Here is a 22,549-nt window from a genome sequence, read left to right on the forward strand (position 1 = left end):
CGCTTCCGGCCGTCTCGGAGGGTGCGCTGATCGCCGACGTGATCGCCGGGGGCGCGTCCCTCGACCCGGTGATGGGTGGCTGCGACCGCTGACGGTCGGCGCCGGAGGGCTACTCGTAGAACGAGATGAACTGTTCCATCGCCCGGTCCACGCCGGCCCGGTCGCCGGTGGCGAGCAGGTCGAGCAGCAGACCGCGCATCGTCGCAATGCCGAGCCGGGCGTGGGCCCGGGTGGCGGCCGGATCCAGACCGTGCCGGGCGGCGACGTCCGACGCCTCGTCGAGCCAGGAGTCCACGATGCCCTCCAGCAACGCGGCGGTGCCCGGCCGGCCCTGCAGCGCCTGACCGTACATCTCGAAGAACAGCCGTTCGTGCGGCCACCGGACCGGGTCGCTCAGGTCGTGCCACATCCGGCGCATCACCTCGGCGAGGCTCTCCGCCGGATCGGCGCTCAGCGCCTCGAACGCCTCGCGCTGGCGCGCCTCGACCGCGCGAACGACCTCGACCAGCAGCCCTTCCTTCGACCCGAAGTGGTAGATGAGCATCCGGTGGCTGGTGCCGATCGCGGCGGCCAGTGAGCGCAGGCTGATGTCGGCCATGCCGTGCACCGCCACGTGGTCGATCGTCGCGGTGAGCAGCCGTTCCCGTGCGCTGTCGTCCTGAGCCACACCGCCTCCTTCGCGACGGCATGATACCCCCGGGGCCCCGTGTCTCCAGGCGACTCCGCTGATGCGGGTGGGGAAGGCAACCGAATCGGCCGCCCGCGCGCACCTAACCTTCAGAGGAGGTGTGATGCCGAAAGACGACGTGGAGCAACGCGAGTTCGGGGAGTACTTCACGGCACGCCGGGACGCGGTACGCCGCACCGCGTACCTGTTGTGCGGCGACTGGTACTGGGCCGACGACCTGACCCAGGCCGCGTTCATGCGCTTGGCGGCTGGCTGGCGGCGGGTACGCGACCGAGGGGCGCTGGACGCCTTCGTACGCACGTGCCTGATGCGCGCGTACCTGTCGGACACCAGGCGGATGTGGCGTCGCCGCGAACGTACCGTGGCCGAGCCCCCGGACGGGCCGACCGGCACGGGCGGCGCGGAATCGGTGGCCCGCCGGGTGCAGTTCGTGGCCGCGCTGCGCCAGCTGCCGCCGAGACAACGCGCGGTGCTGGTGTGCCGGTACTACCAGGATCTCGATGTCGCGGCGACCGCCGCGGCCCTGCGGTGCTCGCCGGGGACGGTGAAGAGCCAGACCGCCAAGGCTCTGGCGAAGCTCCGCGACCTGCTCGACGACCCGGTCGAGGAACCGCGGTCGCGACAGTTGACAGCGATAGAGGTGACGCCATGAACCAGTTGCGGCAACTGTTCGAGGAAGCGGCCGGCGTGCCGGCGCCGCCGAGCCGCTTGTCGGCCGCCTCCGTGTACGCGAGGGGCCGGCGCCGGGCGCGGTTCCGGATGACGGCGGCGGGTGCCGTGTCCGCCGTCGCGGTGGCGGCGGCCGGATCCTTCGCCGGGCTGGGCTTCGCCGGCCAGGGCGGCCCCGGGCCGGTACCGTCCCGTAACGACATCCACGACGGCGCGGTGCTCTCGGTGGCAGCCGCAGACCGGAACCACCTGTACGAGGTGATCGCCGCCTGCCCGTCGAAGGATCCGCACTACTCCGAGCCGGAGAACTGCACCGACCGGCTGTTCGGCTCCGACGACTCCGGCCGCACCTGGACTCTGCGCAACCCGGACATCGACCGGGAGAGCGTGGGTGTGCTAGCACCGGGGGTGCTTGCTGCCGACCCGGACGCCGTGGAACACGACGGCTTCCCGGGCTCGTCAACGTTCATCCCGTGGCAGAAAAAGCCGACGAGCCCGGACACGTTGAACGGTGACAGCTCGGCGCTGATCAGCTCGGATGGCGGCCGCACCTGGACGCGCTGGACGCCCAAGGACGACCCGACGCCGCTGGCGGCGCTACCGGCCGGAGACTGGCTCGCGTGCCACTGGATCCGGCCGCCGACCGGCTGCGCGTTGACCGCGAACGATCCCGCCACCGGCAGGTCGTCCCCGCTGGCACACCAGCCGCCGATGAACGTGGAACAGGTGGACGACCTGTCCGCCGGGGCCGGGCTGTGGGTCAGCGGCCAGGACCGGCCCAGCGGCTATCCCGCCGTCGGGGTGAGCACCGACCGGGGGCGCACCTGGAGCGTGCACGTGTTCGGCCCGGGGGAGTCCGACCATCCCGGCGACGGGCTCCACGTCCAGGGGGCCGTGCCGGCCAGTGCCGATGGGAAGACCGTCTACGTCGTCGTGGTGTCCCGAGCGCAGCACGGACCGGGGCAGGCGTTCGTGTACCGCAGCGTCGACGGCGGGGCGACCTGGCAGCGTACGGATCCCAACCACACGCTGCCGTACGCGGACCACATGGCCGGTACCTCGTACGTCGCCGCGGACGGCACCCACATCGTGTACAACCTGGGCAGCCCGCCGGCGTCGTGGCCGGCCAGCAGCGACGCGGGGACGAGCTACCGGCCCGCAGCCTGGGTGCCCGGTCTCTTAAGGCTGACGGATCCGCGTGGGTTCGTGGCCGCGCCGGGCGTCTATCTGGTCTGGGACAACGACACCGTGTACCGGTCGACCGACGGCATCCGCTGGTTGCCGCTGCCCACGCCCGCCGGGTAGGTCGAACTGGCCTGGAAAAGCGTTTCGGTCACCCGGGTGTCACCCCGTCGTCGTGCGCCGCCGGTCTGGTGTTTATGGCCGGCGCGCACGCTGGCGCCCATGCTGACAAGGCGAACACTTCTCCAGCTGATGGGAGCCTCGGGGCTCGCGGTCACCGGCTCGGAGTTGCTCTCCCAGGCGGCGGCCAGCGCGACGCCGGCACACTTTCCGCACGGCTCGAACGGCGTCGAGCACGTGGTGGTGCTCATGATGGAAAACCGCTCGTTCGACCACTTCCTCGGCTGGCTGCCCGGCGCCGACGGCCGCCTCGACCTGACGTTCCGGTCCGCGGACGGCAACACCTACCCCAACTACCCGCTGGCACCTGACTTTCAGGGCTGCGGGTACACCGACCCGGACCACAGCTGGGAAGGCTTCCTGGTCCAGCACAACGGCGGCAAGATGGACGGGTTCCTCCAGCGGCCCACCACCCCGGCCGACAACCCCGGAGTGACGTTGGCCGCCGCCAACACATTCCCGGTGGGTTATTACACCAACCTTGACAAGCACCACAAGCACAAGGCCGTCCCGGACCTGCCGGTGATCGGCGCGTTGGCCGAGCACTACACGGTCCTCGACCGGTACTTCTGCTCGTTTGCCGGCGAGACCTTCCCGAACCGGTTCTACCAGCACGCGGCGCGGACCGACCGGGACCACAACTCGACCACCCTGTCGACGCTGCCGACCATCTGGGACAAGCTGTCGCCGATCCCGAACACCCAAGGGGTACCGACCGGAGGCTACTTCTTCCGGGACAGTCCGTTCCTGGCCCTGTGGGGAACGAAGTACTTCCCGTTCTGGCACCCGTTCGCCGACGGCGACACGGACGCGCTGGGCATCCCGGTCACCACGCCGTCGTTCATCGACACCGTGGCGGCGGGGAACCTGCCCAACGTCAGCTTCATCGACCCGGCGTTCAACAGCGAGGGCAACGGCACCTCGGCCGACGACCACCCGCTGGCCGACATCCGGCTCGGCGAGCGGTTCATCGCCGACGCGTACCACGCGCTGGCCGACGCCGGATATCTGGACAACACCGTGTTCGTGGTGACCTTCGACGAGTGGGGTGGCTTCTACGACCACGTACCGCCGCCGCGTGTCGTCGACGACACCGACCCAGCCAGCGTCGACCACACCGGTGACGCCACGACGCCCACCGAGGGCCGGCTCATGCCCGACTACCGGCAGCTCGGCTTCCGGGTACCGGCCATCGTGGTGTCCAACCTGGCGCCGGCGCGGGTCGTCCACCATGGACCGTTCGAGCACACCTCGACGCTGAAGCTCATCGAGTCCACGTTCGGGCTCCCGGCGCTGACCGCCCGGGACGCCCACACCGAAAACCTGGCCCAGGTGCTGGAGCACAAGCCGCGGCGGCCGGTTCCGGCCGGCGCCATCCCGACCAGCGGCCAGGTCATCGGCCCGGTCGCCGATGCCGACGCGGTGTGCGGCGCGGACAGCGTCCAGTCGGTGTCCCCGGCCCCGGTCCACGTTGGACACGGTCACGGCCACGGTGGCCCGAAGACGCACCGGTCCGGTACTCCGACCGGAGCCGGCATGGACAACTTCGGCCGCGAGCTGCGCCAGGGCCGGACACCGGGCCGGTCGTAGCTCACCACAGGGGTGGCCCGATCGAGGGGCGCCGGCATGAGTGCCGGCGCCCCTCGTCTTCCGGGGGAGCGAGTCAGGCGGTCGCTCGACCGGGAGCCCCGACCTGCACCCGGTGAGCGGTGAATCCCTTGGCCTGCACAGCCGCGCGACGGGCCTGCCGGGCCAAGGCGCTGCCGTTGCCGTTGACGGCCGAGGTGTCGGTCGCGAAGAGGCCGATGGCCCACGCGATCGCCGCGGCGTTCTGTCCCAGCGCCGTACGGTTGATGTTGCCGAGGTTGTCACACGCCTGGTGGTAGCACGAGTCGAACGGCACACCGGCGGTACCGCCGAACAGCGCGACCTCCGCCTCCGTCTTGCGGACCTCGGCGCCGGTGAACAACCCACCGGACGGGATGCCCACCGCGATGAACGGGCCGTAGTCCGAGCGGCCGTCGAAGTCGGTGCCCTCGTGGGTCAGGCCCTTACCGTCGAGGTACTGCGTGAACACGTCCTCGATCTGCGCCGAGCCGTACGGCCCCGGGCCGGACCCGACGGCATCGGAGTCGTCGCCGTCGTAGACGAACCGCGCGTAGTTCGGTGACGCGATCATGTCGAAGTTGAGGTACAGCGCGATGTCCAGCTGTTGCTCGAAGCTCAGCTGCGACACGTAGTACTGCGAGCCGAGCAACCCGAACTCCTCCGCCGACCACCAGGCGAAGCGCACCTTGTTGGTCACCTTCTGGTCGGCGAGCTGCAACGCGAGCTCGAGCTGTGCGGCCGAGCCGGAGCCGTTGTCGTTGATGCCCGGGCCCTCGGTGACGCTGTCCAGGTGGGCGCCGGACATCACCACGTTGTCGGCCCGCCCGCCACGGGTCTCGGCGATGACGTTGTGGGTGGTCCGGGTCTCGCTGAGCACCCGCAGTTCCAGGTGGACGGTCACCGGTCCGGCGGCCACGTCCGCCGCGAGTGCCTCACCCTCGCCGCGCGGGATGCCGGCGGTGGGGATGCGGCCGCTGGCCGCGTCCGTGAGCCGCCCGTTGACCGGATCGGTCGGCACCTCCGCGTTGTTGTAGACGAGCACTCCGACCGCACCGACCGCGACGGCGTTGTCGTGCTTCTGCTGGAACGTGCACGAGCCGCGCTGGATGAGCACGATCGTGCCGGTGTAGCTGCCGGTGAAGTCCGCGGGCTCGCAGCCCGGGGTGGCGTCGGTGGCCAGGCCCGGCACCGCCGTGAGAGGCGCGGTGACGCCGCCCTCCGGGGTGTTCGGTGAGTACTGCATGACGACCGGACTCAGCGTCCGCGCCGTCGGGCTGGTCTCGGTGGCGGTCTCCGCGAGGGTCTGCGTGAACGGGAACTCGAAGTTCTGGATCCGCACCAGATAGCCGGCCGCGGTCAGCTTGTCGGCGATGTACTGGGCCGACGCCTCGTGGCCGGGCGTGCTCGCCGCGCGGATGCCGTCGTTGGTCTCGGCGATCCGTTGCAGAGCGATGAGGTGGCGGTTGATGTGGTCGACCGTGACGGCCTTGACGAGTCTGTTGGCGAGCTTGGTCGGGTCGGTTGCCTTAGCGGCCGGCGCGGCCTGCGCCGGCGTTGCGACGGCCAGGGCCAGAGTGCCGGCCGCGATCAAAGAGACCGCGCGCCATTGCGTGACCTTGAATCGGGGCAACGGTATCGCCTCCTGTTCGCGCAACGGCCCCCGAGGGCCGCCGCTCATGGCACGCATGCTGCCGGGAACCGCGGCAATAGACAATCCCGAATCGGAAGATTCATTTTCCGTGGCGTTGGTCAGACCGCTATTGGTCTTTTCCGCAATTCTTCAATTGCCTTTTCGTTTGGAGACGCTGCGTGTCCGCGGCGGCATCCGCCAACGGATCACGCCTGGTGGTGCGTGCTCAGGTGCCGGTGTGCCAATTCGACGACCGCGTCGGTGGCCTCCCGATGCGGGAAATGGCCGACACCGTCGAGCACCTCGCGCCGGTACCCGCCGGTGAACCGGTCGGCCAGCCCCTCGGAGTGCTCCGGATAGTCGCAGTAATCGGATCCGCCCTGCACCATCAGGGTCGGCGTGGACAGGCGATCGGTCTCGGCGATCCGTTCGCGCAGCCCGTTGTACCGAGGGTCCCGCGGCTCGCCGGGCAGGAATCGCGAACGGTCCGCGTTGAGGGTGATCGCAGCCCAGTCGGGATTGCGGAAAGCCGTCGCGATCGCGTCGAATTCGTCGTCGGAGAACCAGCCGGGCGGGCTCCAGGTGTCCCACTGGATCCTGGCGAACCCGACGGGATCGTTACGCACCGCTTCCGCCCCGGCGTCCACGTGCATCAGCCACTGGTACCAGAATGCCCGGGCCTGCGCGAAATCGGGAATGGTGAACGCGCCGCGTGGCTGGTACGCCAGCGCAAGCGTGCAGATGGCGGTGACCCGCTCAAGCCTCGCCGGCCACTTCGCCGGCCACCGGAAGGCGACCGGTCCTGCGCCAGGTCGCCACGTTCGACAGGACGACGCCGAGCAGCGTCAGCGTTCCGGCCGCCGCCGCCGCCAGCGGCGGAGCGAACAGCATCGCCGGCGAGACCACGGCGAGGGCGATCAGCCCGGCCACCCGCGACCAGGACACCCGCGCGAAGACCGTCTGGTCCAGTCCGGCGCGGCCGGCGAGGAACAGCGCCGGACCGCTCAGGATGAGCGCCGCCCAGGTCGCTCGCGGGTGGTGCATCGGATGGGCGATCGCTATCTCGTCGCCCGCGGCGATGAGAACCACGCCGGCGACCATGAGGAGATGGGCGAACGCGGCCCGCTGCCCGGGGCGCAGCGGCTCGGGCGCCTGTTTGATGACCGCCTCCAGCATCGAACCGGCACGGTAGATGTAGATCCGGGCGACCAGTGCGGTGGTGGCGAACGCGATCAGGAACGCTCCGGTCCGGGCGACGCTGAAGGAGTTGTGGCTGAGGGCCAGTCCGCTGGTCAGGATCGTCTCGCCGAGGGAGATGATGAAAAACTGGCGGTACCGCTCGGAGACGTGCTCCCCGGTCGGCTGGAAGTCCTCCCGTTTCAGGCGACCGATCCAGGGGGTGGGCCATCGCAGCTTCGGTGCGGCGTAGTCGACTGCGGCGGCGAACGCCCACAATGCTTCCCCCACGCCTCCGAACAGGAACGAGCCGGCGAGCCACGGCACGGCGGAAAGGCAACCCCAGAACAGCGCCCGCAGGTTGGGCCCCCGGAAGCGGTTGTGGCGGTTGATGAAGGTGTAGTACGAGGCGGCGCCGACCTGGACGGCGACGTACGCCCCGGCGAAGACCCAGCGGGTTCTGTCGTATGCGTGGGGCACCGATACTGCCATGATCAGGATGCCGACCATCACGAGGATCACGTGGAGCTGCACGGTGGACCGGTCCGGATCGTAGGTGTCCGTGACCCATGCCGTGGTGGTCCACACCCACCACAGCGGCAGCAGCAGCAACAGGGTGCGGCCGGCCCCGGCCCAGTCGAGATTCCCGATCAGGTAGTCGGACAGCTGGGTGAAGGCAAAGATGTACGCCAGGTCGAAGAACAGCTCCAGAAACGTGGCGTGCAAAGGGGTTCGATGGCTTCGGGTGAGGGTGGCCGACGCCTCGGCGGGCCCGGTTTTACCCTCGCCGGTCGGCTGCATCCCCACCGGCACGCCGTACCCCGTGCGGGGCGGGACATGCCGGTGAGTGTGGAGCCTCCCGGTCCGGGTAGGTCCGCCCTTACCGGCATCGGCAGAGCGGAGCGATCATGAAGGTATCCCATTTCCCCCTGCGCGTCGCGATCGGCGCGTTCTTCCTGAATTCCGGGATGTCGAAGTGGAACCTGGAAGGCCAGGCTGTGGAGACCACACACGCCATGGCCGTCGGGGCGGTCCCGCAGCTCCAGCGTTTCCGGCCCGGGGTCTTCAACCGGCTGCTCGCCGCCAGCGAGGTCGTCATCGGCACCGCGCTGGTCGTCCCGGTCGTTCCGTCCGCGCTGGTCGGGCTGGGGCTGTGCGGGTTCGGCGGCGGGTTGATGCGGCTGTACTGGGCCACTCCCGCCATGCACCGGCCCGGCGACCCGCGGCCGACGCAGCAGGGCGTACCGCTGGCCAAGGACTCCTGGCTGCTCGGTGCCGGCCTGACGCTCGTCCTCGACGATCTGATGAACGGCAAGCGCCGCCTCCGCGGTCGCGGCTCCCGCGCGGCACGCGGCGCGACGCTGCTTGGGCGCGGCTCCCGTGCGGCGCATGGCTGAGGCTCGGCGTTCGCGGATCCCGCGCAGGAGTCCACAGTGGACCAAACGCACCGGATTGCGCGTGCCGGACTACGCGCGCCTGCCCTTGAGGTGGCGGCTGAACTCGCGGGCGATCTCCCGGTTCGCGTCGCGTTCGGCCAGAGCCTGCCGCTTGTCGTAGGACCGCTTTCCCCGGGCGAGTCCGACCTCGACCTTCACCCAGCCGTTCTCGAAATACAGCGACAGCGGTACGAGCGCGATGCCGGGCTCCCCGAGCCGGGACAGGATCCGGTCGATCTCGACCCGGTGCAGGAGCAGCTTGCGGGTGCGGCGGGGTTGGTGGTTGGTCCACGTCCCGTACCCGTACTCCGGGATGTGCAGCCCGTACAACAGGATCTCGTTGTTCAGCTCCTGCGCGAACGCGTCCACCAGCGAGGCCCGGCCGGCTCGTAAGGACTTGACCTCGGTGCCGCGCAAGGCGATGCCCGCCTCGTACGTCTTGAGGACGGCGTAGTCGTGCCGCGCCCTCTTGTTCGAGGCGATGAGCTTGTGACCGGACTCCCTGGACGTGGCGGCCTCCCGTCGGCGATGCGCCACTCATCGTATCGAGAGTGCAGGCATCGCCTGAGTCTGATCCGACCGACCGTGCGGCTGATGGGAGTACGTTCCGTAACGGTTCGACGCGACGTCGAAGCGGTTACCGAACGTAATTGTTTCCCGACGGTCGATGGGTTCGGATGATCGGTTGATTATATCCACCTGATCGGTGGACATATCCCAGACCATGAGCTTCAAGTAGATCAATAGGCCGTACCTCAGTGAGGCTGGCATATACCTTTCGGCCCGGCACGAGGAGTAACTGTCAGAGTCATTCCTTTGTGGGGAGAGAGGCAGAGTTGATCGAGCTTCTGAGGAGAATGCACACGGAGAGTGGGGTGGCGACCGCCCTTGTTGGGCTGGCCGGCTCGGGCGGCGTGTTCGGATTAGTGCGGGCTTACTTCAGGTACCGCACGAGGATCCAGTTGGCGAAGGAGCTTTCGAATCGGACCAGGATCCGCGCGATGCACATCGTCCGTCTCGTCTCCGCATCGCGCGGTGGCTGCGAGATCGTGGAGCACGATAGCGATGGGCATCGGCGGGTGATCCACCTGCACGGTGATCCGACGCAGACCGAAGACCGCGACTGGAAGGACGCGGCATGAGCGTCGCGGGCGTTGCAAAGCAGGCACAGCATTACCGGCCGGGCCGTCCTCTCGGCTCGCCGGACGCCATCGAGGCGGAATTTGCCGCCTTCTGCGAGCGGAATCTGTCCCGGGTCCGGAACTTCCTGCGCGGCCAGTGTCGTGACCCGGAAATCGTGGAGGACGCGTTACAAGAGACGTTTCTGGCCGCTCGTGAGGCATGGCCGAAGATCCGAGAATATGACGAACCGATGGGCTGGGTCTACAACGCCGCACGGTACAAGCTACGCAAGCAGTTAGAGCGGGCCAGACGTGATCTCAGCATCGAGGATGTCCCGGCAGAGCAGATCGTCCAACCCAGTGATGCCCGTGAAGCGCAGGAAACCCTTGTCGGACTGCTATCGCGGCTACCCGTTCGCCAGGCGCAAGTGTTCTTTCTCGCGACGGAGGGCTTCGCCGAGAATCAGATCGCCGGGATCCTCGGCATTGCGCGGAACACGGTGCATGCCTATCGGTACCAGGCGCGGCACGCCCTACAGCAGTTACTCGCGGGCGAACGACCGCAGACGTCGGCAGGGGAGTGAGGCACCAATGAACCTCGACGAACTCGTTGAGTTGGCGCACGCCGCCCAGCCGAGCGCATTGGAGGCTGGCCAGGCGCGGCGCACTGCGCGCCGCATCCAACGGGAGTACAAGCACGCCACGGCCATGGGGCACAGCCTGATCGAGGACCTGGAACTGCGTGATCCGTTGACCATCGACTCCGACGAGGCTGCACGTATCACCCGGGCGGCGCAGATGGCCAAGCTGGGCACGTTCACCTGGACCTGCGGCGAGACCGGCCACATGTCGTGGTCGGACGAAATGTCGATGATTCTCGGGTACGCCCCGGGTGCGGTACAACCCTCTGCGGAGCTGCTGTTCAACCTGATCCACGAGGAAGATCACGACGACTTTCGGGAGGCGATCAAGCACTCCTGGCAGCAGCGCAGTGTCCGGCAGATTACCTGCCGCGTCGTACGGCCCGATGGAATTGTGCGACACATGCATTGCCACATAGAAGTGTTGGTGACCGAGGACGGCCAGCCCAGCGGGATCATCGGCACTGGACAGGACGTCACCAATCGAGAACTTGCGCGGCGCGAGATGGAACGGCTCAAGCGCCGGTGTGAGACGGTGCTGACCGTGCTGGCCGACCGCGAACCCGACACCTGCCTGCTCACCCGGCGCCGTTTCCTGGACGAAATTGACCGAGCCTTGCGCGCCGGCTCTGGCGCTCTTCTCGTCCTGTCTGTCGAAACTGCCGGTGAGTCGCATCCGCAGACGACCCCAGGCGGCACTGCGCGTGCGGTCATGAACGAACAGCTTGTCGGATCGGTCGCCGCTCTGGTCACCAACCTGGTTTCCAGGGGCGACATGTGCGGCCGGGTCGGTGCGAACGAAATCGGCGTGCTGATGCACAATGCGCCGACTCGACTGGCGCGCGCGACGGCCGAAGCAGTGCTGGAGACGCTCCGCAGTCAAGAGTTCCTGGTGCGTCACAGCCGGGTACGCGCCCAGGCGTGGGGGGGTTTGGTTCGGTACAGCGCCCGTACCGAAGCCGACAGCCTCGACCTGCTGGTCGACGCTGAGAGTGCCTGGCGGCGGGCGAAGGCAAGGGGTGCTGCGCTAAAGGTACTCACTGAACCGGCGCCTGCCGCGGAACGCCGGGACACCTGCCGCGGCAGGATTCTTACGGCCATCCAGGACAACCGCTTCACGTTGTACGCACAGCCGATCCTTGACTTGAACCTCAATCAGGTCACCCGTCATGAGATTCTCCTGCGGCTGCTGGACGACACGAACGCACCGGTGGCTCCGGCCGGATTCCTGGACATCGCCGAGCGGGTCGACGAGATACTCGCCATCGACATGATGGTCCTCGACCGAGCCCTTCTACTCATCGCGGAAGGACCCGAAACGGCGCATTATCACGTCAACCTCTCGGGCCGCTCGCTCGGTGACGACCGGTTGCTCCGTCATGTCGACGATCAGATTCGCCGGCTCAATGTCGACGCCGGTCAGCTCACGTTCGAGATCACCGAGACGGCAGTCATCGGCAACATGACCGAAGCCAGGCGTTTCGCTCACAGCGTTCGCGAGCTCGGCTGCCAACTTGCACTGGACGACTTTGGTTCGGGGTACGGATCCTTCACATACCTGAAGTACTTCCCCATCGATCTGGTCAAGATCGATGGAGACTTCATTTCGAAGATCTGTACGACAAAGGTCGACCAAGTCATGGTCCGGTCGGTCGTCGACATCTGCGCCGCACTGGGCATCCGAACCATTGCCGAGTTCGCTGAAGACGCCCCCACCGTGGACTTGTTGCGAGGCTACGGAATCGAGTTCGCGCAAGGCTACGCGATCGGGAAGCCGGCCCCGATCGCGCAGAGCCGGACCGTATCCTCGCTCGCTCTGCCGACACTGGGCGAGCGCAGCGCGAAGAGAGATATACCGAGGAGCGCCGCTGGTTGACCGCGATAACGGCTCGTGCCCGTTGCTCAGCCGGGCACCCGAGTCCAGCGGCAGGTCGACCTGCCCGGCATCGATCGGGTGGGAACGGGATGTTGGGCGCCGATGCGGACGGCCGGTACCAAATCGCGTCGCGGCCCCGCCTGCGCGGCCCGCACGGCCTCGCGCGGCCCGCATCACCTCCGGTTTTCCGGGAAAGCACCTGATGCGGACACCACACGGTTTCGAGGGTCAGGAGAAGCGCGTCATGCTGTTGAACATCGCCGGTTCCGGAAACATGGCCAGGGCCATCGCCGCGAGGGCCGCGTTCGGGGACCATCAGGTACGCATCATCAATCCCCATCTGGAAAGCGCCCGGGATCTCGTCACCGACCTGAGGCAGCGCTTCAGCGGGTTCGACATCGGCGTGGGGGAGCAGCTCGGGCCGGCCGACCTGAACGTGATCGCCGTGCACTACCCGACGGGCAAGCAGGTCGTCCAGGAGGCACGCGACCGGCTCGCGGACCAGATCGTGGTCGACATCAGCAATCCGGTCGACATGGGCTCATTCGACTCTCTCGTGGTGCCGGCGGACAGCTCGGCGGCCGAGCAGATCCAGCAGGTCGCCGGCCCGGCCGTACGGGTGGTGAAGGCGTTCAACACCATCTTCGCCGACCTGTTGGAGGCCGGCGAGGGCGGCGGGGAACCGCTGGACGTGCTCATCGCGGGCGACGACGAGTCGGCGAAGATGATGGTGTCGCAGTTCGCGTCGTCGACGGACATGCGACCGCTGGACGTCGGGCCGCTGCGGCGGGCCAGAGAACTCGAGGCGTTCGAGTTCCTGCACATGACGATGCAGCAGCGGCTGGGCCTGAACCAGCAGAGCGCCATCAAGATTTTGTCGTAGTCCCGCGTCCGCCCGCGTGCCGCCGGCGGCCGGCCGTCGTCTCCCACAGCAGGAACATCAGCGCGCCGACGACGACCTGCGGCACGAAGGTCGCGGTACGCCACACCAGATCCACGGCCAGGGCCTGGCTACCGGTGGCGCCGAACGCGGCGAGCAGCCCGGTGAGGGCGGCGTCCACGGTACCCAGGCCGCCGGCGGTGATGGGAATGAAAGACACCACCGCCGCGAACGAGAACGCGGCCAGCGACTCGGGCCAGCTGAGCGAGAAACCATTGGGGGTACGGGCTTCCAGGCCGCGCAGCGCCACGTACAGCACCGCCCACGAGGTGAACTGCGGCAGCAGCGTCGACAGCGGCACGGCCACCGGTCGCCGCTTCATCACCTCGATCACACCCGACCGGAAGTCGAGTATCTTCCCGGCGAGGTCGACCGTGCGGCCGCGCCGCAGCCGCCGCAGTGTCGCGTTGACGGCCCGGTCGGCCAAGCGCCCGACCCGGCGCGCGCCCTGGACGCTGCGCAGGATCACCGCGAACGCGCCGAGCGCGAAGCCGACGGTCAGCACACCGATGATCGCGATCAGGACGAAGTTCCATCCCGCCTCGCCCTCGATGAGCAGCGCCAGGATGCCGACGATCGGCATGAAGAGCGTGGCGAACACGTTGAAGACGCTGGAGATGGCCGCCGCACTCGCCGCCGGCCCGGCGGCGAAGCCGTACGACTCCAGCATGTCGTACTCGACGCCGAGCCCGATGGCGCCACCGGCCGGTACCGTGTTGCTCACCGCGAACGAGGTCTGCCCCACCACGAACGCCGGCCGGTAGCGCAGCCCCGGCAGTGCGGCCTGCAACGGCCAGGCACCGACCGCGATGTTGACGGCCGCCGCGGCGGCGAGACCGATGAGGGCCGAGGGCGGGATCCGCAGTGCCGACGACCACGCCTGCGAGTAGTTGGCGAACCTGGGGAAGATGCCGACGCCCACGGCCGCGAGCACCGCCAGGGTGACCGGAGGTACGACCACCCTGCGCCAACGATGCGTGCCGTGCCGTATTTCGGACCCCCTGCGACCGTGTGGCCCTGTCGTACCCAGGTTCGCGCCGATCACGCGTGCCAGGCGCGGCAGTGGCCGGCGGGGCTATCCGGAGGGTGCGGACTCCGCGGTATTCGCGGACACCGGGGGCAGCCGGTTCTGCGTCACCGGCCACCGGTGACCGGTGCGGCCGGCCGTGGTCGACGCCGACCCGGCCTCGACGCCACCGAGATTGAGCTGGCGGTCGATCCGGCCGTGCCGCACCAGCAGCCCGTCATTGCGCAGGGATACCAGGTCCCCGGTCCGGTAGACGCCGCCGTCCGCCACACCCGGGCCACCGATGGACAGCTCGCCGGTACCGCCCGGCGGCAGGTACACCGAGGTGCCCGGGATCGGCCGCCCGATCGGTACCCGCGGGCCGGTCGCGTCGGCCGGTACGCAGCGGTGCACCGTGCTCCACACCGTGCACTCGGTCGGCCCGTACTCGTTGAACAGCCGCGCGCTCGGTACCGCCTGGAAGTGCCGTGCCACCAGCTCGGGCGGGCAGTCCTCACCGGCAACGACCACAGTGGACACATCCTCGAGCGCTCCGGCCACCCCACCGGCGAGCGCGGCGGCGTACAGCGACGGCACCATCGACAGGTGCGTACACCGGTAGCGCGCGGCGAACCGACCGACCGCGGCCAGATCCGTCGGCCGGTCGCTGGGAATGGCGAGCAGCCCGCCGCACGCCAGAGTCCAGTAGATGCCGGCGACCGCGCTGTCGGACGAGATGGAGGAGCAGAGCAGGAATCCGCTTACCGGTTCGGTGTAATAAGCCAGCCGGGCGGTCGTCGAGTACGCCAGGGCCGCCGACGGTACGGTGACGGGCCGCCGGTTCCCGCCGGCGACGCGGGTGTACGCGAGCGGACCGCGCCGGGTCGCCGCCGCGAGGACATCGGGCGCCAGCACCGCTCCGCCGGCCGGCAGCACGGCGCCCTCGACCCGGATCAGCCGTCCCAGCCCCGGTTCGACCAGCGCGATCGCCGCCCGGCTGGCGGTGACCGTCTCCTGCTGCCGGTGGATCGGGAACGCCGCGTCGACGACGACGTACCGGGCGCCGGCCCGGAGTACGCCGAGCATCGCCACCACCGCCCAGGCGGACAGCCGGGCGTGGACCAATACCGGCTCGCCCGGCACGACACCACGGTCGATCAGCGCCGCCGCCATCCGCCGGGACATCGTGTCGAGGTCGCGGTAAGACAGTTCGATCCGGGGGTCGGCCACCGCCGGGCGGTCGGTGTCCAGCCACGGTTCGATCAGGTCCAGCACGTTGCCGGGGTGCTGCAGCGGCGGGCTCGTGAGGGCGTTACCGATCATCGCTTCCCGCCTCAGGATCGACCGGTCGGGGTCATCGCGCGGCGTCAGACGCGCCGAGCCAGACCGGTCGGAAAACCGTTTCCTGGCGAGGCTAGGGCGAGGGCCGTCGCCGGTCGTCCCCCGTTGGTTTGAATACCGGTCCACCGTGCGTGGTATTCGCGGCCGATGCCGGAACCCACTGACCAGCGGTACGGCAATATACTTCTCTTATGATCAACTCCCGCCAGCTGGAGTACTTCCGCGCCGTCGCCCGGGAACTGCACTTCACCCGGGCGGCCTCGGCTCTGCGGATCGCGCAGCCCGCGCTGTCCCAGCAGATCCGCAAGCTGGAGCGGGAACTCGGCGTCACGCTGTTCGAGCGCGACAAGCACCGGGTCGAGCTGACCGCGGCCGGCGCGTCCCTGCTGGACCACGCCGAGCGGGTCCTGTCCGACCTCGCCGCGGTCGAGGCGGAGATGCGTGGCTGGGCGGGAGGCACCCGGGGGCAGATCCGGCTCGGCGCCGCCCGCGGGCTGGCCGCGCAACTGGCCCGCCTGCTGGCCGAGTTCTGCGCCGGATACCCCGACGTGGACGTGGAACTGCGCGAGGAGAGCAGCGACGACATGGTGGCCGACCTGACCGCCGGCCGGCTTGACGCGGCCACGCTGGCCGGCCCGCCACGCCAGCCCGGCGGCCGGCTGTCCACCCATCCGCTCGGTCGGGAGCCGCTGGTACTGGTCACCGAGCGCGGCGGCGGCGCGCCCCGCCGGGACCGGGTACCGGTCGCCGACCTCGACGGCGCGGACCTGGTGCTGTACAGCCCCGGGTCGGCCGTCCGGGAGCTGATCGTCACCGCGCTCGCCGCAGCCGGCGCCACGCCCCGGGTCCGGTTCGAGACCCGGGAGTACGGCACCGCCCGCACCCTGGCGAGCGTCGGTCTCGCCGCCGCCATCCTGCCCCGGTCCGTGGCCGAGGCGCCCGGGCCGCCGGTACGGGTGGCCCGGCTGGACCCCGAGCCGACCTGGGCGCCGATGCTGGCCTGGTCGGCGAACCGCCGCCCGGCCCCGGCACTGGCCGCGTTCCTCGGCTTCGTCATCGGGCACCCGGAACTCGTGTCGATCCCCGAACTTGATAAGCAAAACAGCTCACCATGATCTCGATCATGTCTTGGACATCTCACCCCCTGCGCGATCATGCTGGTGGCGACGGGATCCGGAAGAGGAGACAACGGGATGAATCGCTACGAGCGCGGCGACCGCGAGTACCAGGGACTGATGGGCGGCGCACCGGACCAGGACCTGGCCGCAGTCCGCCAACGGTCACCGCAGCTGTACGACGCCCTGATCGAGGGCGGGTTCGGCGGCACCCTCGCGCACCCCGAGTTGAGCCGGACCGACCGGGAACTCGCCACGGTCGCGATGCTGTCCGCCCTCGGCGGCGCCGAACCGCAACTCGCCAGCCACATCCGGGGCGCGCTGCGGCAGGGCATCACCCCGACCGAACTGCGGGCACTCGCCGAGCACGTGTCCCTCTACGCAGGCTTCCCGCGCGCTCTCAACGCGCTGGCGGTCATCGACCAGGTACTGACCGAGACCGGCGAGCCCCGGCCGGCCACACTGCGCCGGGTACGCCTCGCCGACCACGAGACCCTGGTTGCCGCGTACGGCGACAGCGGACCCGCGGTCCTGCTCGTCCACGCTCTCGGGCTGGACTGGCGGATGTGGGAGCCGGTGATGGCCACACTCGCCGAGGCCGGCCGGCGAGTGTTCGCGTACGACCTGCGCGGGCACGGCTGGGCAACCGGCTCGCCGAACCCGTTCGGCATGGCCGACACCGCAGCCGACCTGGTCGGCGTGCTCGACGCGGTGGGGGTCGACCGGGCTCACGTCGTCGGTCTCTCGTACGGCGGCGGAGTGGCCCAGACCGCCGCCGTCACCCACCCGGAGCGGTTCGCCTCGCTGGCCCTGCTCGCCACCACCGACCATCCGTTCGACGCGTTCGAGAGCCGGGCTCGCGCGGCCGAGGACAGCGGCATGGCGGCCCAGGTGGTGCCGTCGCTCACCCGCTGGTTCACCGCCGAGGCGCTGGCCGTCAACGGGCCCGGCGTCCGGTACGCCCGGGAGCGGGTACTGCGCGGCAACCCCGCCGACTGGGCCGCCGCCTGGCGTGCCTTCGCCGGAGTGGACGTCCAGGGCCGGCTCGCTGGTCTCGACAAGCCGACCCTGGTACTCGCCGGAGAACGGGACGCGTCGACCACACCGGCCATCATGTCCACGATCGCCGACCGGATCCCCGGCTCCCGGTACCAGGAACTGCCCGGCACCCCGCACATGCAGACACTCGAACAGCCCGAGCTGGTGGCCGCCGCACTGAACGACTTCCTGCCAGCAGCCTCTTGAAAATCTTCCTCCGAATTTTCCGGACCCTGTCCATCTCGACGCCCGGCGAACGTCGCACCTATGTGTGACCCTTTCAGGGGTCGGAGCAGAGGAGGACGAGTGCGGACAGACACAGCGGACTCGGTGACCGGCGCGACCACCGAGATCGACATGGAGATTGACCTGCCGATCGAGCAGGTCTGGAAGCTGATCAGCGACGTCGGCCTGGTCGGATCGTGCAGTCCCGAGTGCGTGCACGCCGCCTGGCTGGACGGGGCGGGCGATCCGCCGATCGCCGGCGCCCGGTTCGAGGGCCGCAACAAATTCCCCAACGGACACACCGGCACCGTCGAGTGCGTCGTCACCGAGGCCCAGTCGCCGTCGGTGTTCGAGTGGGTGGTGCTCGACGGCGAGCGCGAGGTCGGCCGCCCAGGCTCGATCTGGCGGTACGAGCTGCGGCCGGGCACCCGCGCCGGCACCACCGCCGTCAGGCACCGGTTCACCCACGGCCGGGGCATGTCCGGCCTCCGGGCGGAGGCCGACGCCGACCCGGGACGCGCCGACGCGGCCGTGCGGGAGCGCCTGGAGCAACTGCACGGATACATGACGGTCACCTTGCACGCCATGGTCACGCCGGCGGTGGCTGCCCGATGAAGTTCATGCTCTTCATCTGCGTCGACACCGCCGCACTGGAGACGTTGCCCGAGAAGCCGGTCGAGGGGCCCATGCCGTGGGCCGACGAACTGAACGCGGCCGGCATCCGGCTCGACGGCGATCGGCTGCGGTCGCCGGACGCCGCGACCACCGTGCGCGTCCGCGGCGGCGAGGTGCTCCTTGGAGACGGCCCGTTCGCCGAGACCAAGGAGGTCATCATCGGCTACGACGTCATCGAGTGCACCAACCTCGACGAGGCGATCGCCATCGCGGCGCGACATCCCGTCGCCGAAGGCGGGCTGATCGAAGTCCGGCCGTTCTTCGGGTGAGTGACGGACGCCTCGTCGAGCACACCGGCGGTGAACCCGACGAGGTCGAGGCACTCCTCGCGGAGACCTTCCGCGAGGAGTGGAGCCGGGTGGTCGCCACCCTGATCCGGGTCACCGGCGACTGGGACCTGGCGCAGGAGTGCGCCCAGGACGCGTTCACCCAGGCAACGGCGCGGTGGCGGACCGACGGAGTGCCGCGCACACCCGGCGCGTGGCTGGTCACCGTCGCCCGCCACCGGGCCGTCGACCTGTTGCGGCGGCGCGGGCTGGAGGCCGCCAAGCTGCGCGAGAGCCTGCACCTGCGGGAGGTCACCGTGGTCGACGACGCGTCCGCCACCATTTCTGGTACCGGCTGGGAAACGCTGCCCGACGATCAGCTGCGGCTCATCTTCACCTGCTGCCATCCGGCGCTGGCGTTGGAGTCCCGGGTCGCGCTGACCCTGCGCACCGTCGCCGGGCTCAGCACCGCCGAGATCGCCCGCGCCTGCCTGGTCTCCGAGGCCACCATGGCCAAGCGGCTGGTACGCGCGAAGGCAAAGATCCGTGACGCCGGCATCCCGTACCGGGTACCCCCGGCCGACCAGCTCGGCCCGCGCACCTCCGGCGTACTCGCCGTCCTGTACCTGCTGTTCAACGAGGGATACGCGGCAAGCGGCGGCGACCAGTGGATGCGCCCGCCGCTGTGCACCGAGGCCATCCGGCTGACCCGGCTGCTGGCCCGGTTGCTGCCCACCGATCCCGAGGTGGCCGGGCTGCTCGCCCTGATGCTGCTGCACGATGCCCGCCGCGCGGCCCGGGTCGACAGCGCCGGCCGGCTCGTGACCCTGGCCGACCAGGACCGCACCCGCTGGCACCGGCCGCAGATCGACGAAGGAGTGGCGACCCTGGAGGCCGCCCTGGAGCACCGCAGTGCCGGCCCGTACCAGCTCCAGGCGCTGATCGCCGCACACCATGCCACCGCGCCGACCGCCGAGCAGACCGACTGGTCCGCCATCGCCGGCCTGTACCGGCAACTGCTGCGGGTCATGCCGTCCCCGGTCGTCGAGCTGAACCACGCCGTGGCCGTCGCGATGAGCGACGGACCCGCGGCCGGCCTGACCCTGGTCGAGCGCCTGGAAGCCGACGGGCGGCTGGTCGGGTACCCGCCACTCGCCGCGGTACGTGCCGACCTGCTGCACCGGCTCGGCCGTCACGCCGAGGCGGCCGACGCGTACCGCACCGCCATCGAACTCGCCCCCACCGCCGCCGAGCGCGACTACCTGAGCGGGCGCAGGGCAGAGCTCACGGGTTGATTGCCTCACCGCTAGCTGTCGCTTCTCGGTCGACGCCTCCACGCGTTGCCCGGGCGCGCACCGCGCGCAGCATGCGTGGAACGATGACGCGGTGGGCGCCGGAGCCGATGACCAGTTGGCGGTACGCCCAGCCGTGCAGCCCCGGAAACTTCGCATACGAGCGGGCACTCAGCAGCGTTCCGTCCAGCTGGGTCGTGAGGCTGAACACCAGCTCGTACCGGGAAAATCGATGGTGGCCCGTCAGCCGCACCAGTCGCTCCGGTACAGCCTCCGACACCGCGAACCCCGGCAGAGTCGAGCCCTCGTCGAGCGGCGTACCGGTGACCGACCGCGGATCGGTGGCGAGCAGGTACGCCAGCGCCCGGCTACCGTCAAGCCGGGCGGGAGTGAGCTGCCTGGTCAGGGAGAGCCACACGGCCGGCGCGGGGGCTGGTACGAGCACCTGGTGCTCGTCGATGAACGGCAGGTCGGCGGTCACCGGACCTCCTCCGGAGGGATCGACTTCCGTCAAGGATGCCCCGGATCCAGACCGGGTTCGGGGGCGGGGTCCTGCGGGGCGGCCCTCGGTGAGCCCTGACGTGAACGGGTACCCACAGGCAGGTACCCTTGTGCCCGTCGCCCTCGTAGCTCAGGGGATAGAGCAACGGTTTCCTAAACCGTGTGTCGCAGGTTCGAATCCTGCCGGGGGCACCTCGAAGATCAGCCAAAACGGCACTTCACCAGCAGATATTCTCGGTGGTCGACCTGTTGCAATGCGCAGCCGTAGGCCGGTCTGGGCGGCCGTTTGTCGGTGTCCACGGAATATACACGGAATGGATCATGGGGAGTTTTCCCAGGTCGCGCTCACTGTTCGCGGCAAGATCCGGAATGGCGGCGTCCTGGTCGAGGGTACTCACGCGGCATCCGCCAACGCCGCCTCGATCCGCCGGTTGATCGTCGCCTCCTGGCCGTCGAGGCACTTCGCGTACACCTTGAGCAGCACGTCCACCGAGTTGCCGGCACGCTCCGCCGCATCGGTCGCCTGCACCCCGGCATTCAGCCACAGCGACAGCGCCGCGTGCCGCAGGTCGTAGGGCCGGCCCGCCAGAGGCGAGGCCACCTGACGCGGAGTCAGGCCGTACGTCCGCGCCTCCTCCCACACCCGGTAATACGTCGATGCGCTCACCACGTTGCCCCGCTCGCTGCGAAACAGCCGGCCGTCCGGCGCCACCCCGTACCGTGCGATGTGCTTCCGCAGGATTGTGACCAGTTCCGGCGGGATGGGCACTACCCGCGGCTCATCCTCGCCGCGATGCTTCAACCCGCGCTCGTCGTGCGCCTCGCCGCTGTCCCTCCACCGCTTGCCCGCCTGGGGCCGCGACTTCTCCAGCGTCAGCCGTCCCCAACCGGTCTCGGGCAAATAGCAGTCGCGCTCACGCAGCCCCAGCGCCTCGCCCGGCCGCAGCCCGCCGAAGTACAGGCAGGCAAAGAACCCGCGCAACCGCTCGCCCCTGCCCCGCCGCCCGACGTAGGTCACCGCGACCAGCAGCTCTCGCGCCTGAGTGGGGTTGACGACCACCCGCCGGTCGATTGCGTTGACCACCTTGGTACGCCGCGACCGCACCCGCAGCTTGTCGATCGGGTTAAACGACAACACCTCCAACTCAACCGCGTACTGGCAGACGTTGTAGAACACCGACCGCTTGCGTCGCATCGTGGTGACCGCCGCCGGCTTGCCGTCCAGCTTCAGCGCCAGGGCGTCGAGCGCGGACCGGGTAACCGTCGCCTCCATGAGGTCGGTCAGCGGCAGCGAGGCCCGCCGCAGCCAGCGAATCACCGAGGCCAGCTCGGCCGGCGGATCGAGTTGCCGAAACGCGGGCGGGAGCATGAAGTCACGCAGCGCGGTTCGCATCGCATCGACGGCGGGCCGGCCGGGCAGATCCCGGACCAGCACCGGCGTCACGGTCGCCAGAGCATCGGTCATGCTGTCCCGCGACTTCGCCGCCGCGCCGGGCCACTTCATGCTGACGTACGACTGGACGAACTCCAGCCAGCTCGTCGCCTCCTTCGCCTCGACCATCGAGTCCGGCAGACCCGAGTCGATGTCGAAGCTCTCGCCCTTGTTGATTGCCTGCATCAGGTCCGATCGGAAGTTGTCGGCCAGCGCCCGGGTCACGAACGTCTTGGACTTCTCCCGACCGGCGACGATCCAGCGCACGGTATACGAGCGCTTCTTGCCCTGCCCCTTGTTGGGCCGGATGTCCCAGACCCGCACATCACGCGACTTCATGCCGCCCGGTCCCGCAACTGCTCAAGCCAGGTCTGAAACTCGCTGCGCCACACCCGCAGCTCACCATTGGGCAGCCGGATGCACTCCGGCGCGATGCCGAGTTCCCGCCAGCGGTAGAAGGTTCGCCGCGACACGTTGTTCAGCTCTGCAAGGATCTGCGGCACTGTCATCA

The 22,549-nt window shown here is 69.4% G+C and carries 22 protein-coding genes, 1 tRNA gene and 2 pseudogenes; 14 read left to right on the forward strand and 11 right to left on the reverse strand.

Features of this window, described 5'->3' with window-relative positions; all coding sequences use genetic code 11:
- Positions 1 to 109 precede the first annotated feature (109 nt).
- Positions 110 to 667, reverse strand: a complete 558-nt coding sequence (locus tag Raf01_RS03135) for a TetR/AcrR family transcriptional regulator (RefSeq protein ID WP_203916172.1) — start codon at positions 665 to 667, stop codon at positions 110 to 112.
- A 124-nt stretch (positions 668 to 791) separates the two neighbouring features.
- On the opposite strand from Raf01_RS03135, the gene Raf01_RS03140 reads away from it, so the two are divergent.
- From Raf01_RS03140 to Raf01_RS03150, 3 genes are all read left to right on the forward strand, one after another.
- A complete protein-coding gene (locus tag Raf01_RS03140) occupies positions 792 to 1,340 on the forward strand; it encodes a SigE family RNA polymerase sigma factor (protein ID WP_203916173.1) in 549 nt (182 codons plus the stop codon).
- A complete protein-coding gene (locus Raf01_RS03145) occupies positions 1,337 to 2,662 on the forward strand; it encodes a glycoside hydrolase (RefSeq protein ID WP_203916174.1) in 1,326 nt (441 codons plus the stop codon). The genes Raf01_RS03140 and Raf01_RS03145 overlap by 4 nt, the downstream gene beginning before the upstream one ends.
- Positions 2,663 to 2,761: 99 nt before the next feature.
- A complete protein-coding gene (locus tag Raf01_RS03150; RefSeq protein WP_203916175.1) occupies positions 2,762 to 4,309 on the forward strand; it encodes an alkaline phosphatase family protein in 1,548 nt (515 codons plus the stop codon).
- A 214-nt stretch (positions 4,310 to 4,523) separates the two neighbouring features.
- Here the strand turns inward: Raf01_RS03150 and Raf01_RS49335 are convergent.
- The 4 genes and pseudogenes from Raf01_RS49335 to Raf01_RS03165 form a co-directional block, all read right to left on the reverse strand.
- Positions 4,524 to 5,186: pseudogene (locus Raf01_RS49335) on the reverse strand (M28 family metallopeptidase); the annotation flags it as partial.
- Between the two features lie 78 nt (positions 5,187 to 5,264).
- Positions 5,265 to 6,014 (reverse strand): annotated as a pseudogene (locus Raf01_RS50785) (PA domain-containing protein); the annotation flags it as partial.
- Between the two features lie 149 nt (positions 6,015 to 6,163).
- The gene (locus Raf01_RS03160) at positions 6,164 to 6,610 is read right to left on the reverse strand and encodes an alpha/beta fold hydrolase (protein ID WP_203916177.1); all 447 of its coding nucleotides are present in this window, start codon (positions 6,608 to 6,610) and stop codon (positions 6,164 to 6,166) included.
- A gap of 103 nt (positions 6,611 to 6,713) precedes the next feature.
- Positions 6,714 to 7,859: a low temperature requirement protein A gene (locus Raf01_RS03165; RefSeq protein ID WP_203916178.1), complete on the reverse strand. Its 1,146-nt coding sequence runs from the start codon at positions 7,857 to 7,859 to the stop codon at positions 6,714 to 6,716.
- Between the two features lie 182 nt (positions 7,860 to 8,041).
- On the opposite strand from Raf01_RS03165, the gene Raf01_RS03170 reads away from it, so the two are divergent.
- A complete protein-coding gene (locus Raf01_RS03170; protein WP_203916179.1) occupies positions 8,042 to 8,530 on the forward strand; it encodes a DoxX family membrane protein in 489 nt (162 codons plus the stop codon).
- Between the two features lie 69 nt (positions 8,531 to 8,599).
- Here the strand turns inward: Raf01_RS03170 and smpB are convergent, their stop codons facing one another.
- Entirely contained in the window at positions 8,600 to 9,106 is a 507-nt protein-coding gene (gene smpB / locus Raf01_RS03175; RefSeq protein ID WP_203916180.1) for an SsrA-binding protein SmpB, read from the reverse strand.
- Between the two features lie 299 nt (positions 9,107 to 9,405).
- On the opposite strand from smpB, the gene Raf01_RS03180 reads away from it, so the two are divergent.
- From Raf01_RS03180 to Raf01_RS03195, 4 genes are all read left to right on the forward strand, one after another.
- Positions 9,406 to 9,711: a hypothetical protein gene (locus Raf01_RS03180; protein ID WP_203916181.1), complete on the forward strand. Its 306-nt coding sequence runs from the start codon at positions 9,406 to 9,408 to the stop codon at positions 9,709 to 9,711.
- The gene (locus tag Raf01_RS03185) at positions 9,708 to 10,274 is read left to right on the forward strand and encodes an RNA polymerase sigma factor (protein ID WP_203916182.1); all 567 of its coding nucleotides are present in this window, start codon (positions 9,708 to 9,710) and stop codon (positions 10,272 to 10,274) included. The genes Raf01_RS03180 and Raf01_RS03185 overlap by 4 nt, the downstream gene beginning before the upstream one ends.
- Positions 10,275 to 10,281: 7 nt before the next feature.
- On the forward strand, positions 10,282 to 12,207 hold the full coding sequence (locus tag Raf01_RS03190; protein ID WP_203916183.1) for an EAL domain-containing protein: 1,926 nt from the start codon (positions 10,282 to 10,284) through the stop codon (positions 12,205 to 12,207).
- Between the two features lie 202 nt (positions 12,208 to 12,409).
- Positions 12,410 to 13,090: an NADPH-dependent F420 reductase gene (locus tag Raf01_RS03195; RefSeq protein WP_203916184.1), complete on the forward strand. Its 681-nt coding sequence runs from the start codon at positions 12,410 to 12,412 to the stop codon at positions 13,088 to 13,090.
- On the opposite strand, the gene Raf01_RS03200 is transcribed toward Raf01_RS03195, so the two are convergent.
- Together Raf01_RS03200 and Raf01_RS03205 are read right to left on the reverse strand one after the other, a co-directional pair.
- The gene (locus Raf01_RS03200) at positions 13,074 to 14,108 is read right to left on the reverse strand and encodes a lysylphosphatidylglycerol synthase transmembrane domain-containing protein (protein ID WP_203916185.1); all 1,035 of its coding nucleotides are present in this window, start codon (positions 14,106 to 14,108) and stop codon (positions 13,074 to 13,076) included. The genes Raf01_RS03195 and Raf01_RS03200 overlap by 17 nt on opposite strands.
- Positions 14,109 to 14,222: 114 nt before the next feature.
- The gene (locus Raf01_RS03205; RefSeq protein ID WP_203916186.1) at positions 14,223 to 15,476 is read right to left on the reverse strand and encodes an AMP-binding protein; all 1,254 of its coding nucleotides are present in this window, start codon (positions 15,474 to 15,476) and stop codon (positions 14,223 to 14,225) included.
- Positions 15,477 to 15,685: 209 nt separating this feature from the next.
- On the opposite strand from Raf01_RS03205, the gene Raf01_RS03210 reads away from it, so the two are divergent.
- The 5 genes from Raf01_RS03210 (at position 15,686) to Raf01_RS03230 (ending at position 20,108) form a co-directional block, all read left to right on the forward strand.
- Positions 15,686 to 16,609 (forward strand): LysR family transcriptional regulator, encoded by a 924-nt coding sequence (locus tag Raf01_RS03210; RefSeq protein ID WP_203916187.1) that lies wholly within the window; start codon positions 15,686 to 15,688, stop codon positions 16,607 to 16,609.
- 78 nt (positions 16,610 to 16,687) lie between these two features.
- Entirely contained in the window at positions 16,688 to 17,854 is a 1,167-nt protein-coding gene (locus Raf01_RS03215) for an alpha/beta hydrolase (RefSeq protein WP_203916188.1), read from the forward strand.
- A 99-nt stretch (positions 17,855 to 17,953) separates the two neighbouring features.
- Positions 17,954 to 18,487, forward strand: a complete 534-nt coding sequence (locus Raf01_RS03220; protein WP_203916189.1) for an SRPBCC family protein — start codon at positions 17,954 to 17,956, stop codon at positions 18,485 to 18,487.
- Positions 18,484 to 18,816, forward strand: coding sequence for a YciI family protein (locus Raf01_RS03225; RefSeq protein ID WP_203916190.1), 333 nt, complete (start codon positions 18,484 to 18,486; stop codon positions 18,814 to 18,816). Before Raf01_RS03220 ends, Raf01_RS03225 begins: the two co-directional genes overlap by 4 nt.
- Positions 18,813 to 20,108: an RNA polymerase sigma factor gene (locus tag Raf01_RS03230; RefSeq protein ID WP_373319453.1), complete on the forward strand. Its 1,296-nt coding sequence runs from the start codon at positions 18,813 to 18,815 to the stop codon at positions 20,106 to 20,108. Before Raf01_RS03225 ends, Raf01_RS03230 begins: the two co-directional genes overlap by 4 nt.
- On the opposite strand, the gene Raf01_RS03235 is transcribed toward Raf01_RS03230, so the two are convergent.
- Entirely contained in the window at positions 20,098 to 20,586 is a 489-nt protein-coding gene (locus tag Raf01_RS03235) for a hypothetical protein (RefSeq protein WP_203916191.1), read from the reverse strand. The two genes, Raf01_RS03230 and Raf01_RS03235, sit on opposite strands and share 11 nt — an antisense overlap.
- 139 nt (positions 20,587 to 20,725) lie before the next feature.
- Between Raf01_RS03235 and Raf01_RS03240 the strand changes: the two genes are divergently transcribed.
- Positions 20,726 to 20,798 (forward strand) — tRNA-Arg (locus tag Raf01_RS03240).
- A gap of 202 nt (positions 20,799 to 21,000) precedes the next feature.
- On the opposite strand, the gene Raf01_RS49345 is transcribed toward Raf01_RS03240, so the two are convergent.
- Together Raf01_RS49345 and Raf01_RS03250 are read right to left on the reverse strand one after the other, a co-directional pair.
- Positions 21,001 to 22,377: a tyrosine-type recombinase/integrase gene (locus Raf01_RS49345; protein ID WP_239133331.1), complete on the reverse strand. Its 1,377-nt coding sequence runs from the start codon at positions 22,375 to 22,377 to the stop codon at positions 21,001 to 21,003.
- Positions 22,374 to 22,547, reverse strand: coding sequence for a helix-turn-helix transcriptional regulator (locus tag Raf01_RS03250; protein ID WP_203916192.1), 174 nt, complete (start codon positions 22,545 to 22,547; stop codon positions 22,374 to 22,376). The genes Raf01_RS49345 and Raf01_RS03250 overlap by 4 nt, the downstream gene beginning before the upstream one ends.
- Positions 22,548 to 22,549: the final 2 nt, after the last annotated feature.

The sequence above is a fragment of the Rugosimonospora africana genome, assembly GCF_016862975.1.
In the GTDB taxonomy this organism is placed as follows: Bacteria; Actinomycetota; Actinomycetes; order Mycobacteriales; family Micromonosporaceae; genus Rugosimonospora; species Rugosimonospora africana.

What these genes read in the sequence shown, in the direction of transcription:
- Raf01_RS03140 (WP_203916173.1), top strand. Translation starts at nt 792, where the DNA reads ATGCCGAAAGACGACGTGGAGCAACGCGAGTTCGGGGAGTACTTCACG.
- Raf01_RS03145 (WP_203916174.1), top strand. Translation starts at nt 1,337, where the DNA reads ATGAACCAGTTGCGGCAACTGTTCGAGGAAGCGGCCGGCGTGCCGGCG.
- Raf01_RS03150 (WP_203916175.1), top strand. Translation starts at nt 2,762, where the DNA reads ATGCTGACAAGGCGAACACTTCTCCAGCTGATGGGAGCCTCGGGGCTC.
- Raf01_RS03160 (WP_203916177.1), bottom strand. Translation starts at nt 6,610, where the DNA reads ATGCACGTGGACGCCGGGGCGGAAGCGGTGCGTAACGATCCCGTCGGG.
- Raf01_RS03170 (WP_203916179.1), top strand. Translation starts at nt 8,042, where the DNA reads ATGAAGGTATCCCATTTCCCCCTGCGCGTCGCGATCGGCGCGTTCTTC.
- Raf01_RS03185 (WP_203916182.1), top strand. Translation starts at nt 9,708, where the DNA reads ATGAGCGTCGCGGGCGTTGCAAAGCAGGCACAGCATTACCGGCCGGGC.
- Raf01_RS03190 (WP_203916183.1), top strand. Translation starts at nt 10,282, where the DNA reads ATGAACCTCGACGAACTCGTTGAGTTGGCGCACGCCGCCCAGCCGAGC.
- Raf01_RS03195 (WP_203916184.1), top strand. Translation starts at nt 12,410, where the DNA reads ATGCGGACACCACACGGTTTCGAGGGTCAGGAGAAGCGCGTCATGCTG.
- Raf01_RS03205 (WP_203916186.1), bottom strand. Translation starts at nt 15,476, where the DNA reads ATGATCGGTAACGCCCTCACGAGCCCGCCGCTGCAGCACCCCGGCAAC.
- Raf01_RS03210 (WP_203916187.1), top strand. Translation starts at nt 15,686, where the DNA reads ATGATCAACTCCCGCCAGCTGGAGTACTTCCGCGCCGTCGCCCGGGAA.
- Raf01_RS03215 (WP_203916188.1), top strand. Translation starts at nt 16,688, where the DNA reads ATGAATCGCTACGAGCGCGGCGACCGCGAGTACCAGGGACTGATGGGC.
- Raf01_RS03225 (WP_203916190.1), top strand. Translation starts at nt 18,484, where the DNA reads ATGAAGTTCATGCTCTTCATCTGCGTCGACACCGCCGCACTGGAGACG.
- Raf01_RS49345 (WP_239133331.1), bottom strand. Translation starts at nt 22,377, where the DNA reads ATGAAGTCGCGTGATGTGCGGGTCTGGGACATCCGGCCCAACAAGGGG.
- Raf01_RS03250 (WP_203916192.1), bottom strand. Translation starts at nt 22,547, where the DNA reads ATGACAGTGCCGCAGATCCTTGCAGAGCTGAACAACGTGTCGCGGCGA.